General features: G+C 59.2%; 13 protein-coding genes. 7 read left to right on the top strand and 6 right to left on the bottom strand.

What is annotated here, in order from left to right; genetic code table 11:
* The first annotated feature begins 58 nt into the window (after window positions 1-58).
* The 3 genes from metF to L8H52_RS16095 all read left to right on the top strand — a co-directional run bounded on the left by metF (window position 59) and on the right by L8H52_RS16095 (window position 3993).
* Window positions 59-904, top strand: a complete 846-nt coding sequence (gene metF, locus L8H52_RS16105; RefSeq protein ID WP_242207816.1) for a methylenetetrahydrofolate reductase [NAD(P)H] — start codon at window positions 59-61, stop codon at window positions 902-904.
* Window positions 905-1074: 170 nt separating this feature from the next.
* Window positions 1075-1887, top strand: coding sequence for a transporter substrate-binding domain-containing protein (locus L8H52_RS16100; protein WP_242207807.1), 813 nt, complete (start codon window positions 1075-1077; stop codon window positions 1885-1887).
* 222 nt (window positions 1888-2109) lie between these two features.
* Window positions 2110-3993 carry a DEAD/DEAH box helicase gene (locus L8H52_RS16095; protein ID WP_242207806.1) on the top strand — a complete coding sequence of 628 codons (1884 nt, stop codon included), beginning with the start codon at window positions 2110-2112 and terminating at the stop codon, window positions 3991-3993.
* A gap of 256 nt (window positions 3994-4249) precedes the next feature.
* Here the strand turns inward: L8H52_RS16095 and L8H52_RS16090 are convergent, their stop codons facing one another.
* Together L8H52_RS16090 and L8H52_RS16085 are read right to left on the bottom strand one after the other, a co-directional pair.
* On the bottom strand, window positions 4250-4825 hold the full coding sequence (locus tag L8H52_RS16090; RefSeq protein ID WP_159811867.1) for a YceI family protein: 576 nt from the start codon (window positions 4823-4825) through the stop codon (window positions 4250-4252).
* Window positions 4826-4856: 31 nt separating this feature from the next.
* Window positions 4857-5408 carry a cytochrome b gene (locus L8H52_RS16085; RefSeq protein WP_007913713.1) on the bottom strand — a complete coding sequence of 184 codons (552 nt, stop codon included), beginning with the start codon at window positions 5406-5408 and terminating at the stop codon, window positions 4857-4859.
* A gap of 269 nt (window positions 5409-5677) precedes the next feature.
* Here L8H52_RS16085 and L8H52_RS16080 point away from each other — a divergent pair, with 269 nt between their 5' ends.
* Window positions 5678-6229 (top strand): hypothetical protein, encoded by a 552-nt coding sequence (locus L8H52_RS16080; RefSeq protein WP_242207805.1) that lies wholly within the window; start codon window positions 5678-5680, stop codon window positions 6227-6229.
* A 370-nt stretch (window positions 6230-6599) separates the two neighbouring features.
* Here L8H52_RS16080 and L8H52_RS16075 read toward each other — a convergent pair whose 3' ends face one another.
* Window positions 6600-8369 carry a flavin monoamine oxidase family protein gene (locus L8H52_RS16075; RefSeq protein ID WP_242207804.1) on the bottom strand — a complete coding sequence of 590 codons (1770 nt, stop codon included), beginning with the start codon at window positions 8367-8369 and terminating at the stop codon, window positions 6600-6602.
* 223 nt (window positions 8370-8592) lie between these two features.
* Here L8H52_RS16075 and L8H52_RS16070 point away from each other — a divergent pair, with 223 nt between their 5' ends.
* Both L8H52_RS16070 and L8H52_RS16065 read left to right on the top strand, forming a co-directional pair.
* The gene (locus L8H52_RS16070; protein WP_095121486.1) at window positions 8593-9999 is read left to right on the top strand and encodes an adenosylmethionine--8-amino-7-oxononanoate transaminase; all 1407 of its coding nucleotides are present in this window, start codon (window positions 8593-8595) and stop codon (window positions 9997-9999) included.
* A 143-nt stretch (window positions 10000-10142) separates the two neighbouring features.
* Window positions 10143-10862 carry a 16S rRNA (uracil(1498)-N(3))-methyltransferase gene (locus tag L8H52_RS16065; protein ID WP_242207803.1) on the top strand — a complete coding sequence of 240 codons (720 nt, stop codon included), beginning with the start codon at window positions 10143-10145 and terminating at the stop codon, window positions 10860-10862.
* Window positions 10863-10998: 136 nt separating this feature from the next.
* Here the strand turns inward: L8H52_RS16065 and L8H52_RS16060 are convergent, their stop codons facing one another.
* Window positions 10999-11616 carry a hemolysin III family protein gene (locus L8H52_RS16060; RefSeq protein ID WP_007964065.1) on the bottom strand — a complete coding sequence of 206 codons (618 nt, stop codon included), beginning with the start codon at window positions 11614-11616 and terminating at the stop codon, window positions 10999-11001.
* A gap of 142 nt (window positions 11617-11758) precedes the next feature.
* Here L8H52_RS16060 and L8H52_RS16055 point away from each other — a divergent pair, with 142 nt between their 5' ends.
* Window positions 11759-12679 (top strand): LysR substrate-binding domain-containing protein, encoded by a 921-nt coding sequence (locus tag L8H52_RS16055; protein WP_242207802.1) that lies wholly within the window; start codon window positions 11759-11761, stop codon window positions 12677-12679.
* 197 nt (window positions 12680-12876) lie between these two features.
* Here L8H52_RS16055 and madM read toward each other — a convergent pair whose 3' ends face one another.
* On the bottom strand, window positions 12877-13641 hold the full coding sequence (gene madM / locus L8H52_RS16050) for a malonate transporter subunit MadM (RefSeq protein ID WP_016984761.1): 765 nt from the start codon (window positions 13639-13641) through the stop codon (window positions 12877-12879).
* Window positions 13642-13646: 5 nt separating this feature from the next.
* Window positions 13647-14039 carry a malonate transporter subunit MadL gene (gene madL / locus L8H52_RS16045; RefSeq protein WP_129395884.1) on the bottom strand — a complete coding sequence of 131 codons (393 nt, stop codon included), beginning with the start codon at window positions 14037-14039 and terminating at the stop codon, window positions 13647-13649.
* Window positions 14040-14089 lie beyond the last annotated feature (50 nt).

Here is a 14089-nt window from a genome sequence, read left to right as displayed (position 1 = left end):
GCTCGCTCCCACACGGGATTGCAGCGCCTCGAAGGTTCTTGTTTCCAAGGGTATGACCATGTCCCAAGACCGTCGCTACAGCTTCGAGTTCTTCCCGACCAAGACCGATGCTGGGCATGAAAAACTGCTCAACGTTGCCCGTCAGTTGGCAACGTACAATCCCGATTTCTTCTCCTGCACCTATGGCGCTGGTGGTTCGACCCGTGATCGCACCCTCAACACCGTTCTGCAACTGGAAAGCGAAGTCAAAGTACCGGCCGCACCGCACCTGTCGTGCGTCGGCGACAGCAAGGACGACCTGCGCGGCCTGCTGAACGAGTACAAGGCTGCCGGCATCAAGCGCATCGTTGCCCTGCGTGGTGACCTGCCTTCCGGCATGGGCATGACCAGCGGTGAGCTGCGTCACGCCAATGAACTGGTTGAGTTCATTCGTGAAGAAACCGGTGACCATTTCCATATCGAAGTTGCTGCGTACCCGGAGATGCATCCGCAAGCGCGCAACTACGGAGACGATCTGGCCAACTTCATTCGCAAGGCCAAGGCCGGCGCCGACAGTGCAATCACCCAGTACTTCTTCAACGCCGACAGCTATTTCTACTTTGTCGACCGTTTGCAGGCGCAGGGTGTGGATCTGCCGATCGTCCCGGGGATCATGCCGATCACCAACTACAGCAAGCTCGCGCGCTTCTCCGATGCCTGCGGTGCGGAAATCCCGCGCTGGATCCGCAAGCAACTGGAAGCCTACGGCGATGACACTCAGAGCATTCAGCGCTTTGGTGAGCAAGTCGTCAGCGAGATGTGCGAACGCCTGTTGCAGGGCGGCGCACCAGGGCTGCACTTCTATTCCATGAACCAGGCTGAGCCTAGCCTGGCGATCTGGAATAACCTGAAGTTGCCGCGTTGAAGCAGCTGCAAGCTTCAAGCTGAAAGCGACAAGCAAGATCAAGAGATCGCAGCCTTCGGCAGCTCCTGCAAGGGTTGTTGAAGTTGCGATTTTTTGCGTTTAAAGGCCCGAAACAGAGCTTGTGCAGGCACTTTCTGGCTCTTTCGCGTTTCTCGTCGTAATCTCAAGCCATGCCTTTGATCACGCAGTTATTCGCCGTGCTGGTTTTTGCTTGCCTGAGCTTCGCCGCTCGGGGCGAGAAGCTGCGTATTGTCACCGAGCCGTGGGCGCCGTACGTATATGAAGAAGGCGGCAAGAACCTCGGACTGGACTACGAAACCACAGCCATCGTCTTCAAACGTCTGGGCATTGAAGTCGAGTGGCAATTCCTGCCATGGAAGCGCTGTCTGTCGATGCTCGAGACCGGTCAGGCCGACGGTGCACTGGACATTTTTCACAGCGACGAGCGCGACGCCACCCTGCTTTACCCGGTCGAACCGCTGTCGGACGTCGAGTTCGTGATGTTCTATGCCAACGACCGGCCGCACCCGTTCAGCAAACTCGAAGAACTCAAAGGCCTGACCATCGGCACTTCGCCGGGCTATCTATACAGCCCGGACTTTCGCGAGTCGACGCTGTTTAACCGTGAACCGGCACCGACCCACGAAGCCAACTTCGGCAAACTGGTGCGTGGTCGAATTGACTTGCTGATCACTGATCGCCGCGTCGGTCAACATTTGCTCGATGAGCTGAACATTCGCGATCAGATCACTGAAAACCCCACCGTCATTAGCCGCCAAAGCCAGTTTCTGGCGGTTCGGCGCAATGCCGGCATGGATTTATTGGTGCAGCGATTCGGCGCCGAACTCAAGCGCTTCAAGCGCGAACCGGCCTACGCTGAGCTGAGCGCACGCTACGGTGCTGCACCCGACAGAAGCCCATCAATGAATTCAGCCACCGCCAACAGCAAAACCGTTGAGCAGCAGGAAAGCAGCGCGCAGTGATTGCTCTGTTATACTCCGGCGTTCCCGCCAGGCTCACGCCCGGACGCCCGGAACCGTAACAGGCCTCTCGACCCGCTACAGCGCAGCTTTGCAGCCCGCGCGAGCGCTCCAGACGTGCCTTCGGAACCGCAGCAGGACCGGACGGGATTGCGTCCTCTTAAACGCCATTCGCGCCAGGCAAGACTCCCATTGGGCCAAGCCCTAACTAAAACAGGATTACTCATGTCCTTTGCTTCCCTCGGTCTCTCCGAGGCTTTAGTCCGCGCCATCGAAGATGCGGGCTATACCGAGCCTACTCCGGTGCAACAGCGGGCCATTCCCGCCGTGTTGCAAGGTCGCGACCTGATGGTTGCGGCACAGACAGGTACCGGTAAAACCGGCGGTTTCGCCCTTCCGATCCTGGAGCGGTTGTTCCCCAACGGTCACCCGGACAAATCCCAGCGTCATGGCCCGCGCCAACCGCGCGTACTGGTCCTGACCCCGACCCGCGAACTCGCGGCCCAGGTTCACGAGAGCTTCAAGATCTACGCCCGTGACCTGAAATTCGTCAGCGCCTGCATCTTCGGCGGCGTCGGCATGAACCCGCAGGTTCAGGCCATGTCCCGTGGCGTCGACGTGCTCGTTGCCTGCCCGGGTCGTTTGCTCGATCTGTGTGGCCAGGGCAGCGTTGACCTGTCCCACGTGGAAATCCTCGTCCTCGACGAAGCCGACCGCATGCTCGACATGGGTTTCGTGCACGACGTGAAGAAAGTTCTCGCGCGTCTGCCGTCCAAGCGTCAGAACCTGCTGTTCTCGGCGACGTTCTCCAAGGACATCACCGACCTCGCCGGCAAGCTGCTGCACAACCCGGAACGCATCGAAGTGACGCCGCCGAACACCACGGTCGAGCGCATCGAACAACGCGTGTTCCGTCTGCCGGCCAGCCACAAGCGTGCGTTGCTGGCACACCTGATCACCGCTGGCGCGTGGGAACAGGTGCTGGTGTTCACCCGCACCAAGCATGGCGCCAACCGTCTGGCCGAGTACCTGGACAAGCACGGCCTGCCGGCTGTGGCGATCCACGGTAACAAGAGCCAGAACGCGCGGACCAAAGCGTTGGCCGACTTCAAGGCCAACCAGGTGCGTATTCTGGTTGCCACCGACATCGCCGCGCGCGGTCTGGACATCGATCAGTTGCCACACGTGGTCAACTTCGAACTGCCGAACGTCGATGAAGATTACGTGCACCGTATCGGCCGTACTGGCCGTGCCGGTCGTTCGGGCGAAGCGATCTCGCTGGTTGCCCCGGACGAAGAAAAACTGCTGAAAAGCATCGAACGCATGACCAAGCAGAAAATCGCCGACGGCGACCTGATGGGCTTCGACTCGAGCACCATTGAAGCCGAGAAGCCGGAAGTGCGTGAGCGTCCGGACGTGCGTAACCCGCGCAATCCACGTGGCCCACGCGGCGACGGCCCGAATGGCGGCGGCGGTGGTGGCGGTCGTAAAGACAAAGGCAAAGACAAGGGCAAGGAAAAACCGGCCGGTGAGCGTGGCGAGCGTCCTGCCCGTCAGCAGAAGCCGCGCGAAGGCACCCCAGCCCGCGAACAGCGTCCGAGCCAACCGCCACGTGCGGCAGCTGATCGCGCACCGGACGAGTTCCTCGACGACGACGTGGATAACTTCGGTAACCGCGTTGATTACGTGCCGAAGCCGGCTCCTGCTGGCGGCCGTGGTCGTCGTCCAGGCGCACCGGCTCAAGGTGCTGGCGCAGGTTCGGGCGCACCACGCGGCGGTCAGTCGCAAGGTCGTCAGAACGGTCCGCGCAACAGCAACGGTTCGAGCACCGGCACCCCGCCAGCCAAACGCAGCGGCCCGCGCAACGGCGCACCGCGTGATGGTCAGTCGGGTCGTCGCGACGAGTCCTCCTCGTCGTCGCGCAACCGTCGTCCAGCCCGTGACGACCAGCCACGCAGCGAGCCAGCCGTACAGAACCCGCGCAGCACCGGGCCGAAGATCATGCACAAGGAATCGAAAGCCGACCGCTTCCCGACGCCTGAGCAGCTCGATCAACTGCCAAGCCGCCCGCGTGGTGAAAAACCAGCACTGCTGACCCGCAATCGCTGATTTTACGCCGCAATAAAAAATGCCCCGACTCGCAAGAGCCGGGGCATTTTTTATGGCGCCACGAATCCCCCCTGAATCACCGCATATCCCGTGTGGGAGCGAGCCTGCTCGCGAAAGCGGTCATTCAGCCAACATCATTGCTGACTGACCCGCCGCCTTCGCGAGCAGGCTCGCTCCCACAGGGGATGTGTGTGACGCGCAATAAAAAACGCCCCCGGCCGTTCGACCGGGGGCGTTTTTATGTGGCGGGGGAAAGTTATTTAACTTTCACGCCTTCCAGCGAGATATCCAGATCCGCAGTTTGCGAGGTAGGACCTGGGCCTTTGATCCCGAAATCGTTCAGGTTGAGGGTGGTGGTGGCGTTGAAGCCAGCACGCTCGCCGCCCCAAGGATCCTTGCCTTCGCCGTTGAATGTGGCCTTGAAGGTCACAGGCTTGGTCACGCCGTGCAGGGTCAGATCGCCGGTCACGTCAGCAGTCTTTTCACCAGTCGATTTAACGGCGGTGGAGACGAACTTGGCATCAGCAAACTTGCCCACGTCCAGGAAGTCTTTGCTGGCGATGTGCTTGTCACGTTCAGCGTGGTTCGACCACAGGCTGGCGGTTTTCACATCTACCGAGATCTTGCTGGCTTCAGGCTTGGCCGAATCCCACGAGAACGTACCGTCGAAATCCTTGAAAGTACCGTGGATGAAGCTGTAGCCCAGGTGGCTGATTTTCCAGTCAACGAAGGCGTGCTGACCTTCCTTGTCGATTTTGTAGTCCGCTGCCATGGCCTGAGCCGAGAGCAGTGCAGAACCGATTGCCAGAGCGGCCAGAGTCTTTTTCAACATGCTTTCTTTTCCTTTGAGTCGAGGTTGAATTTCAGGCTTTGCGACCGAGCATTCGCGTCAGGGTCGCATCACGATCGATAAAGTGGTGCTTCAATGCTGCCAACGCATGGAGACCGGAAAAAATTACCAGCGCCCACGCCAGCCAGAGATGAATCACCCCAGCGGTATCTGCCTGATCCGGTAGCCCGGAAACCAGTGCAGGAACTTCAAACAGGCCAAACACCGGGATCCCGACACCGTCTGCGGTGGAAATCAGGTAACCGGCAAGCATCACAGCGAACAGCGCCAGATACAGAAACCCGTGGCCAAACTTTGCGCCGATACGGGTCATGCGGCTGTAGCTTTGCAGCGTCGGCGGCGGTGGGCTGATAAAGCGCCACAGCACCCGCAACACCATCACGGCCAGCAACACCAGACCGATGCTCTTGTGCAGATCCGGCGCCTCTTTGCGCCAGCTGCTGTAGTAATCCAGCCCGACCATCCACAGGCCCAGCGCGAACAGTCCGAAGACCACCAGCGCCACGCCCCAGTGCATGAAGATGCTGACCCAACCATAGCGCGAAGAAGAGTTACGTAGCTGCATTGCCCAAATCCTGTGAGAACTGCGAACCAAGACTAGCGAGTTATCTATCGAATTAAAGCGGAAAATTTTGCTTTGAAATATCGAGAAATACGATCAAGAGTCTGAAAGTGACGTGTTAAGGAAAGATTAAAGGCAGTTTTTCCGTACAACGCTCGGGCCATGCTACTCGATTCTCGCTGGCTGGGTCGGCGCTCCCCGGAGCAGGCATTGATCGCAGGAAGGTCGTCGACAGAGAAATGTTCAGTCGATAACTATGTATCGCTAGTTGTATGTCTGCACCTGTTCAAATGATGACTCAATCATTCTTTGAAAAGGTCAACAACATGGCTCTTCGTTACAGCCCCTTTCAAGCAAGTGGTACTTCCGAGTTACCGCCAAACCAGACTTTGACACCAGGCCAATACCTGCGATCCGAGAACGGTCGATTCCGCCTGATATTGCAGAGCGATGGAAATCTGGTGATCAAAGAAGGTGAAGCGGTAGTGTGGACTGCCGATAACCATCAGCCTTACAGTTTAACTTTGCACCCGAAAAAGATGCGTGAGCCGCTGCAGTTTGTCATCAGCAACAATGGCTTTCTCTACGACCCTTCCCGACGGCGTTTATGGATTGCTGAAAGCACGCACAGCCTCGACAAATCCCTGTGGCACAACACTTACATGACGATGCAGGACGATGGGAACCTGGTCATCTACGATCAGCGCAACGGGAATCTACGCTGGGCCCGCTCCGGATTTGTCCCTGGACGAATTCGAAAACCCAAGCAAAGATGGCTGAGGAAATTACCGAATGGAACAGAGTTCTTCAAATGGGACTTTTAACAAGCCTCAGTTATTTATTGATTAGTTGGTGAAAACCGCCGGCGGTTGCAAACAATCCGCGCTATACGGATCTATCTTGCATTGATGGGCAAGTTCAGAGTTATATCCTCCAGGAAAGAAACGCCCATTGGCACAACCGGAAAGTGTCATCAACAGAAGTATTACCGTAAGTCTTTTCATCGAGCGCCTCCAATTTCTTCAAGCATAAAGTTGGAGATCAGGCACCCGCTATCGTTTCGTTCTGATTGTGTTGTGGGAAGTGTCCTGCGCAGAGGTAAGCCTTGAGACTGCACCGGGAAGGATTGAAGTGCGCGCTTCCGGCAAAAAAAAACGCGGCCCGTATGGCCGCGTTCTTTATTGAAGCAAAGGCTTACTGCGCTTTGGTCTCAGTAGTGGCTGCCGGCTTGGCCGCTGGCTTCTTCGCCGGTTCGGCCTTTTTCGCTGCCGGTTTGGCCGGCGCCTTCTTCGCCTCGGTTTTAGCTGCAGGCTTCTTCGCCGCAGGCTTGGCCGCTGCTTTCTTCGCCGGTTCGGTTTTGACCGGAGCTGCAGGCTTCGGCGCTTCCACCGGAGCTGGCGCAGGTGCCGGAGTCGGCGCAGGTGCTGGCGCTACCGGAGCTGGAGCCGGCTCTGGCGCTTTCACAGGCTCTGGCTTCTTCTCGTCATCCGAACCACCGAACAGGTTGCTGAAGAAGTTGCCCTTCTTCGCCGCCACGGCACCCGCCGCGCCTGCCGCTGCAGCGGCCGGAACCACTTTGGCTGGTTCGAACGATTTGCCCGCCGCCAGATCTTCAACCTGACTGGCCGCACGCTGACCGGTGCGCAATGCACCTTCCAGCGTGCCCGGGTACAAGGTGTCGGTGTGTTCGCCGGCGAACGTCACGCGTTGCAGCGGACGTTCCCACAGGCGCCAGAACTTGCTGATCTGCCCCGGGCCGTAAGCCAGGTAAGCGCCGCCCATCGACGGGTCGGTGCTGTAGCGACGGATTTCATAACCGGTGAACGAGCCACGGGCCTGTGGATAAAACGCGTGCAGACGGATCAGCACCTGATCGACCATCTGCTTGTCGCCGAACGCCTGCATCACGCGGGCATTGTCGCCGGACAGGTTGATCACCACGTTGGCGCCGCCCTTGAGGGCTGGCTCGATCCAGAGCATGCCGAGACCGGTGTTGCTGTAGATCTCGCCGGACATGCGCGCCTTGCTTTCCCACACTGGCGTCTTGAATTTGAGCATGATCTGGTCGCGCCAGCCGTAGTTGGTGCCTTTGATCGCCGCCAGATGCTGGGCATCCAGCGCAGGCGTCAAAGCAATCTTGTTCAGGGCGCGCAATGGCACGGCCAGTACGACGTAATCAGCCTGGTAGCCAACACTGCCGACCTTGACGGTCACGCCGTCCTTGTCCTGATTGATCGCCGACACTGGCGAATTGGTCTTGATCGTCTTGATCTGTTTGACGAATGCCTGCGCCAGCACCTGGCTACCGCCGACCAGACGCGAAGCGCGCAGGTCACGGTCGGAAACGCCGCGATAGACACGGTTCTGCTGAGCGAAATACAGCAGCGACAGACGCGAAGGCTCGTCGTAATGAGTACGGATGTCCTGGTTGATCAACTGGCGCGCAGTGGCTGGCAGGTTCTGCTTGTCGAGCCAGCTCGATACGGTGATCTGGTCCAGCGCGTGCAGGGTGCTGGTCGCCGCCGGGTTCTGCGGGTCGTCGATCGAACGCGCCAGATCGTCGAGGGTTTTCTGATAGCGCTTCAAGGCGTCGGCGGTGGCCGGTTGCTTGGTCGCCAGATCGGCAGCGGAGAAATACTCGCCGTCGATCAGGTAACCCGGCGTACGCACGAATTCCGGAGCCGGCGTGGTGCCCAGCTTGAAGGTCGACACGTACTTGTTCAGCACCGGCTGCGTCTTGTCGTTGCCGATCCACTCGCTGGTGGCCATGCCGGAGCGACCGCCCATGCTCGGCTTGGCTTCCAGCAGGGTGACCTGCCAGCCTTTGTTTTGCAGCTCGTAAGCAGCGGTCAGACCCGACAGGCCGCCGCCGATCACGATTGCAGTTTTATCCTTGGCCAGCGCTGTAACGCTGAACAGCCCCAACATCACCAGCGCACAGGCGCGCAGCCAACCGACAGACATTCAGCGAACTCCGGAAATACACGTAGGAAAAAGCAGTTTTGCGGGTCAGACGACCCAAAGAACCGCGAAGAATACGTTAGCCATCAAAACGCCGCCAGCGACGTCTATCGGCTCATACAAAGTAGCTCAATCGACACAATGGGTTGTCCCCGCGCGACGCATTGCATAGGCTTGCGCGATTGTTTGCCCGCGCCTGTCGCGAGCCGCCTCGAGGAGACTGTAAATGGGCCTGAATAACCAATGGATGCAACGCGACCTCGCGGTGTTGTGGCATCCCTGCACCCAGATGAAAGACCACGAACAGCTGCCGCTGATCCCGATCAAGCGCGGTGAAGGCGTCTGGCTCGAAGACTTCGAAGGCAAGCGCTACCTCGACGCGGTCAGCTCCTGGTGGGTCAACGTGTTTGGCCACGCCAACCCGCGCATCAATCAGCGCATCAAGGATCAGGTCGATCAACTCGAGCACGTGATTCTCGCCGGCTTCAGCCATCAACCGGTGATCGAGTTGTCCGAGCGTCTGGTGAAGATGACGCCGGAAGGCCTGAACCGGGTGTTCTACGCCGATAACGGTTCGTCCTGCATCGAAGTCGCGTTGAAAATGAGCTTTCACTACTGGCTCAATCGCGGCCAACCGAATAAAAAGCGCTTCGTCACCCTGACCAACAGCTACCACGGCGAAACCATGGCGGCGATGGCGGTCGGCGACGTGCCGCTATTCACCGAAACCTACAAAGCGCTGCTGATGGACACCATCAAGGTGCCGAGCCCGGATTGCTACGGGCGCCCCGAAGGCATGAGCTGGGAAGAACATTCGCGCAACATGTTCGCCGCCATGGAACAGACCTTGGCCGAGAACCATGACAGTGTCGCGGCAGTGATCGTCGAGCCGTTGATCCAGGGCGCTGGCGGCATGCGCATGTATCACCCGGTGTATCTGACGTTGCTGCGCGAGGCCTGCGATCGCTACGGCGTGCACCTGATCCTCGACGAAATCGCCGTTGGTTTCGGCCGCACCGGGACCATGTTTGCCTGCGAACAGGCCGGCATTCGTCCGGATTTCCTCTGCCTGTCGAAAGCCCTGACCGGCGGCTATCTGCCGCTGGCCGCGTGCCTGACCACCGACGAGGTCTACAGCGCGTTCTACGACGACTATCCAACCCTGCGCGCGTTCCTGCATTCGCACAGCTACACCGGCAACCCGCTGGCGTGCGCGGCGGCACTGGCGACGCTGGATATCTTCGAGCACGACAACGTCATCGAGAACAACAAGGCGCTGGCTCAGCGCATGGCCTCGGCGACGGCGCATCTGGTCGATCATCCGAACGTCTCCGAAGTGCGCCAGACCGGCATGGTCCTGGCCATCGAGATGGTCAAGGATAAAGCCACCAAAGAGGCCTACCCTTGGCAGGAACGTCGCGGTTTGAAAGTGTTCCAGCATGCGCTGGAACGTGGCGCGTTGCTGCGCCCGCTGGGCAGCGTGGTGTATTTCCTGCCGCCGTACGTGATCACCCCGGAGCAGATCGACTTCCTCGCCGAAGTCGCCAGCGAAGGTATCGACATCGCTACGCGTGACAGCGTCAGTGTGGCCGTGCCGAAAGACTTTCACCCAGGGTTCCGCGATCCGGGCTGATTCAAAATTTGGGGCGCCTGAGCTACCGCTTTCGCGAGCAGGCTCGCTCCCACAGGGGAATGCATTTCAAATGTGGGAGCGAGCCTGCTCGCGAATGAAGTCGACACCGACCCACCTGATTCACATCTTTCCAGAGACCCGAAATGAGACTGTCCCGCTTCTTTATCGACGCCCCGCTGAGCACCGGCGAACACGAATTGCCGGAGGCCCAGGCGCATTACATCAGCCGCGTGCTGCGCATGGCCGAGGGCGATGCGGTGCAGTTGTTCGACGGTTCCGGCCATGAGTTTCGCGGCGCCCTGCTGGAAGTCGGCAAGAAGCGCGTGACCGTGCAGATCGACGAGCAATTCGCCGGCCAGGTCGAATCGCCGCTGCACATTCACCTCGGCCAGGGTCTGTCCCGTGGCGAGCGGATGGATTGGGCGATTCAGAAAGCCACCGAGCTGGGCGTGAATGAAATTACGCCGATCTTCAGTGATCGCTGCGAAGTCCGTCTCAAGGACGAACGCGCCGACAAACGCCTGCTGCACTGGCGTCAGGTGGCGATCAGTGCGTGTGAACAATGTGGTCGTTCGCGGGTGCCGGTGATTCATCCGCCGGTGTTGCTGGCGGACTGGATCAAGCAGACCGAAGCCGAGTTGAAACTGGTGCTGCATCCGGTGGCGGAGCCGTTGGTGAGTCATGCCAAACCGGCGACGCTGGCGTTCCTGATCGGGCCGGAAGGTGGTTTGACGGATGCGGAAGTCGAGCAGGCCAAAGGCAACGGCTTCCAAGCCGCCCGCCTCGGCCCACGGGTGTTGCGTACCGAGACTGCGCCAGTGGTTGCACTGGCGGTGGCTCAACAGCTTTGGGGTGATTTCTAAACCTTTTTGCCGAATTGATCGTTCCCACGCTCTGCGTGGGAATGCCGCCCGGGACGCTCCGCGTCCCAAACGGCGTGACGCAGAGCGTCACAGGAGGCGTTACCACGCAGAGCGTGGGAACGATCAGTCAGCCGGGCTAGAGGACATAAAACAGAATCGCGACAAAGTGCAGCAAACTCCCGGCGATCACGAACAAATGCCAGATCCCATGCGCATGCCGCAACCGGTGATCCAGGGCAAAAAAGATAATCCCCACCGTGTACAAAACCCCGCCCGACGCCAGCCAGGCAAACCCGGCCGTACCCAGCGCCGCAATCAAAGGCTTCACCGCCACCAACACAATCCAGCCCATCACCGCATAAATCACGATCGACAGAATCCGCGCTTCCGAACGCGGTTTGATTTCTTGCAGGATGCCGATCAGTGCCAGCCCCCAGACAATCCCGAACAACGTCCAGCCCCACGGCCCACGCAGGGTCACCAGACAGAATGGCGTGTAGCTGCCGGCAATCAGCAGGTAGATCGAAAAGTGATCAACCTTCTTCATGATCGCTTTCTTGCGCCCGCGCACGCTGTGGTACACGGTCGAGGCGCTGTAGAGCACCAGCAAGGTAAACGCGTAGATCGCCACGCTGACAATTTTCCACGGACTGCCGTCGAGGCTGGCAATCACCAGCATCCAGACGCCGCCGATAAATGCTGCCACTGCCCCGACCAGATGCGTCCAGGCGTTGAGTTTTTCTCCGTGATACATGTGTCGCTCACCTCAATATTCGTTACCGCAGCGCGCAAGGCTCGGGCCTTGAGCGTAAAAGCGCAATGTTTCTGTTCAACATCAGCCTGCGCGCGTCGTGGTAATTGGGCACAATCGGCCGATACCAAAAAGAGTCCGCGCCATGCTGATCGACGAAGAATTGACCCTGAAAAAACTCGAGGTGTTCCTCGCCTTCATGCGCACCGGCAACCTTGCCCGCGCTGCTGCCGAGTTGCAGACCAGCAACGTCAGCGTGCACCGCGCCATTCATTCGCTGGAAAGCGCCCTGCGCTGCCCGCTGTTCAAACACGAAGGCCGCAACCTGACACCGCTGGAAAGCGCTTATGTGCTTGAAGAACGCGCGCAGAAATTGATCAACGACGTCGTCGAAAGCGTACGCCTGACCCGCGAAGCCGCCGGGTTCTCGGCTGAACGCTTCAAACTCGGATCCCTGTATTCACTGACAGTGAAAACCGTGCCGCAATTGATCATGGGCCTGAAGATTCGCCGCAGTGAACTCAACATCGACCTGATCCTCGGCTCCAACATCGACCTGCTCTACAAGCTGAAGAACATGGAAGTCGACGCGATTCTGGTGTCGCTGGACGACAGCATCAACGACCCGGATTGCGAGCAGATTGCACTGTTTTCCGACGATATCTTCCTCGCCACCCCGGCGGATTCAAAGTTGGCCCAGCGCAGTGAAGTGGATCTGGCCGAGGTGCGTGACGAAACATTTATCACGCTGACCCAGGGCTTTGCCACGCATCAGGACGGTAACCGGGTATTCAAGCAGGCGGGGTTCGAGCCGAAGGTGGCGATGCAAGTGAATGACATTTTCACGCTGTTGAGCATGGTCAGTTCGGGGGTGGGTTATGCGTTGCTGCCGGGGCGGATTGCCGCGGTGTATGAGAATCGGGTGAAGTTGATTCCGTTGCAGGAGAAGTACCGGTTGCAGCAGCACATTGGTGTGGTGTTTTTGAAGGCCAAGGAAAGGGATCCGAATTTGTTGGCGTTGCTGGCGGAGTGTCGGATGTATGCGAATCGGCAGGCTGGGGTTTAGATCAAGATCAAAATCAAGAGCTACCCCCTCACCCCAGCCCTCTCCCCCAAGGGGTAGAGGGGGAAAGGGAGCAGACCGGGGGCTTTTCAGAACCTGAGTTCGACTCGGAAATTTCAGGTCGGCGTACCTCCAACATCCAACTCGGTCAGTCCCCTCTCCCTCCGGGAGAGGGTTAGGGTGAGGGCCGCTTTTGGCGATTAACCCACCAACCCGCGCATCGCCAAGAACAGCAGCGAAGGCCCAAGCAAACACCCGAGCGCCGTATAAAACGCCGCCGTCAGACACCCATAAGGCACCAGCTTCGGATCCGTCGCCGCCAACCCGCCGGCCACACCGCTGGACGTGCCCATCAGCCCGCCAAAAATCACCGCACTGCGCGGGTTGTTCAGGCCGATCATCGGCGCTACGAACGGCGTCATCACCATCACCAGAATCGCCTTGATCAGCCCCGCCGCAATCGACAGCGCCATCACCTCGGAACTCGCGCCAATCGCCGCACCGGTCACCGGGCCGACGATGTAAGTTACCGCGCCCGCGCCAATCGTGGTCAGGCTCACCGCGTCGGTATAACCAAACGCCATCGCCACACCGACCCCGGCGACAAACGACGTGCCGACACCCACAAACAGCGCCAGCACACCGACGAACCCGGCACGCTTGAGTTCATCGACACTCACGCCAAACGCCGTGGCGACAATCGCGAAATCGCGCAGCATCGCCCCACCGAGCAAGCCGATGCCCGACAGCAACGGAATATCCACCACGCCCTTCTGCCCACCGGTCAGCGCACCGCCGACATACGACAGCACCAGCCCGAGCAGAATGGCGATGGCCGAGCCGTGCAGGCGGCCCTTGGTAAAGGTGTTGGACATCCAGTAGGACACCCACATGGTCAGGCCGACAATCAGGAAACCGCTGATCAAACCGTAACCGGTGATGACTTTCATCATTGATTCGTACATGGCGCTTACCCCGCAGTCTTGGCTGGAGCGATCGGGGTCTGCTCCTTGTTGCCCATGCGCGTCAGCACTGGCACCAGGGCAAAAGCGATCACGACAGCAAGTGTGCCGGCGAGAATAGCCATCGGCCCGCCCTTGAGCGCGCCATAAACGTTTTGCTGGGCCGCCATGGCCACCACGATAGGAATGTAGACCGCGCTCCAGAACTCGACGCCCTGCTCGGTCTTGCCCTTGAGCCAGCCGCTTTTGTTCAGATAACTGCCCAGACCGATCAACAGCAGCATCGCAATGCCGACACCACCGACGTTGGCCGGCACGCCGATCAGCTTGCCGAGCAGCTCACCGACCCAAATACCCACCAGCGTACAAAAGGCGAGAAACGCCACACCGTAAATAATCATTGTTGTAGTCCTCAAAGTGCATCGTCGAATGTTGTTTTTGTTGTTCGAAG

It is taken from the genome of Pseudomonas sp. CROZ-RG-20F-R04-15, assembly GCF_022662375.1.
Classification (GTDB): Bacteria; Pseudomonadota; Gammaproteobacteria; order Pseudomonadales; family Pseudomonadaceae; genus Aquipseudomonas.
Note: the sequence above shows the minus strand (reverse complement) of the source record. Positions and strands in the feature narration are given on the sequence as shown.